The sequence below is a fragment of the Melaminivora alkalimesophila genome, from assembly GCF_000282995.1.
Taxonomy (GTDB): Bacteria; Pseudomonadota; Gammaproteobacteria; order Burkholderiales; family Burkholderiaceae_C; genus Melaminivora; species Melaminivora alkalimesophila.
This window is the reverse complement of the sequence record NZ_ALEE01000826.1, coordinates 1-2,329: the sequence shown is the minus strand read 5'-3', so window position 1 is coordinate 2,329 and position 2,329 is coordinate 1. Positions and strand designations below refer to the sequence as shown.

Here is a 2,329-nt window from a genome sequence, read left to right as displayed (position 1 = left end):
GGCAGCAGCCGATGCACGATCGCCTGCACCGCCGCCACGTGCATCGCCGTGGGGAACACGTCGTTGCTCGACTGGCTCTTGTTCACGTCGTCGTTCGGATGCACCAGGCGCGCCTCGCCGCGCTCGCCCCCCAGCAGTTCGCTGGCCCGGTTGGCCAGGACCTCGTTCATGTTCATGTTGGTCTGCGTGCCCGAGCCGGTCTGCCACACGACCAGCGGAAACTCCCCGTCGTGCCGGCCGTCGAGCACCTCGTCGGCCGCCGCGACGATGGCGCGAGTCTTGTCCGCCGGCAACAGCCCCAGGGCGTGGTTGACCTTGGCCGACGCCCGCTTGACCTGCGCCAGCGCGCGCACGATCTCCTGGGGCTGGCGCTCGCCCGAGATGTCGAAGTTGATCAGCGAACGCTGCGTCTGCGCGCCCCACAGGCGCTGGGCCGGCACCTCGATCGGTCCGAAGGTGTCGCGCTCCACGCGGGTGTCGCTGGCGGTGGTGCGGGGTGGCTGGTCCATGTCGGGCGTGCTCCTTGGCGTCTGAAGGGAAGGAAGAAACGGCAGCCCGCCATTTCACCGCAATCCGGCCACCGCCGCAGTCAGCCATGGCCCAATCCCGCCTGCCAGCCCCGCGCAAGGTGCCAAGGGGATAATCCCCCGCGTTCCGTTCTGTCACGCCTCTCATCAGGCACCCACGTTTTGCCCATGACCACGACCATCCGCTACGCCGACCTGGTGGAATCCATCGCCGGCGCGCTGCAATACATCAGCTACTACCACCCCGCCGACTACATCCAGCACCTGGCGCGCGCCTGGGAGCGCGAGCAGTCCCCGGCTGCCAAGGACGCGATGGCGCAGATCCTGACCAACAGCAAGATGGCCGCCTACGGCCAACGCCCGATCTGCCAGGACACGGGCATCGTCAACGTCTTCATCAAACTGGGCATGGACGTGCGCTGGGAGGGCTTCCCGGCCGGAGCCGGCCTGGAGGACGCGATCAACGAAGGCGTGCGCCGCGGCTACCAGCACCCGGACAACACGCTGCGCGCCAGCGTCGTCGCCGACCCGCACTTCGCGCGCAGGAACACGCGCGACAACACGCCCGCCGTCATCAACGTCCAGATCGTGCCCGGCGACAAGCTCGACATCACCGTCGCTGCCAAGGGCGGCGGCAGCGAGAACAAGTCCAAGATGGTGATGATGAACCCCAGCGACAGCCTGGTGGACTGGGTGCTCAAGACCGTGCCCGAGATGGGCGCCGGCTGGTGCCCGCCGGGCATGCTGGGCATCGGCATCGGCGGCACGGCGGAAAAGGCCGTGCTGCTGGCCAAGGAAAGCCTGATGGAAGACCTGGACATGTACGCGCTGCAGCAAAAGAGCGCGCGCGGCGAGAAGCTCGACCAGGTCGAGGAGCTGCGCCTGGAGCTGTACGAGAAGGTGAATGCCTTGGGCATCGGCGCGCAGGGCCTGGGGGGCCTGTCCACGGTGCTGGACGTGAAGATCAAGATGTACCCCACGCACGCCGCCAGCAAGCCCGTGGCCATGATCCCCAACTGCGCCGCCACACGGCACGCGCATTTCGTGATGGACGGCAGCGGCCCGGTGTACCTGGAGGCGCCGAGCATCGACCTGTGGCCGCAGGTGGAGTGGGCGCCCAACACCGAGACCAGCAAGCGCGTCGATCTGAACACCTTGACCCGCGAAGAAGTCGCCAGCTGGAAGCCCGGCCAGACGCTGCTCCTGAACGGCAAGATGCTCACCGGCCGCGACGCCGCGCACAAGCGCATCCAGGACATGCTGGCCAAGGGCGAGCCGCTGCCGGTGGATTTCACCAACCGGGTGATCTACTACGTCGGCCCGGTCGACCCGGTCAAGGACGAAGCCGTCGGCCCCGCCGGCCCGACCACCGCCACGCGCATGGACAAGTTCACCGACATGATGCTGTCGCAGACCGGCCTGATCGCCATGATCGGCAAGGCCGAACGCGGCCCGGTGGCGATCGAGGCCATCAAGCGCCACCAGAGCGCCTACCTGATGGCCGTGGGCGGCGCCGCCTACCTGGTCAGCAAGGCCATCAAGCAGGCGCGCGTCGTCGGCTTCGAGGACCTGGGCATGGAAGCCATCTACGAATTCGACGTGGTCGATATGCCGGTGACGGTGGCGGTGGACGCCGGGGGTACCAGCGCGCACGTCACCGGGCCGGCCGAGTGGCAAAAACGCATCGCCAGTGGCGAATTCAAGGGGATTGCGCTGGCCACCGCTTGATTGCCGGCCTCTTTCGTGCGCTCCCTGCTCGGGGGCGGGCAGGGCTGAAAAAACCGCCTCCAAAGAGGCGGGTT

General features: G+C 67.7%; 2 protein-coding genes. One reads left to right on the top strand and one right to left on the bottom strand.

Translation table 11 applies throughout. From position 1 onward, the window contains the following. Positions 1-509: lyase family protein (locus A612_RS15925; RefSeq protein WP_019375422.1), on the bottom strand; the 509-nt coding region annotated here is incomplete at its 3' end. Positions 510-695: 186 nt separating this feature from the next. Here A612_RS15925 and A612_RS15920 point away from each other — a divergent pair. Then, entirely contained in the window at positions 696-2,255 is a 1,560-nt protein-coding gene (locus A612_RS15920; protein ID WP_019375421.1) for a fumarate hydratase, read from the top strand. Positions 2,256-2,329 lie beyond the last annotated feature (74 nt).

What these genes read in the sequence shown, in the direction of transcription:
- A612_RS15920 (WP_019375421.1), top strand. Translation starts at nt 696, where the DNA reads ATGACCACGACCATCCGCTACGCCGACCTGGTGGAATCCATCGCCGGC.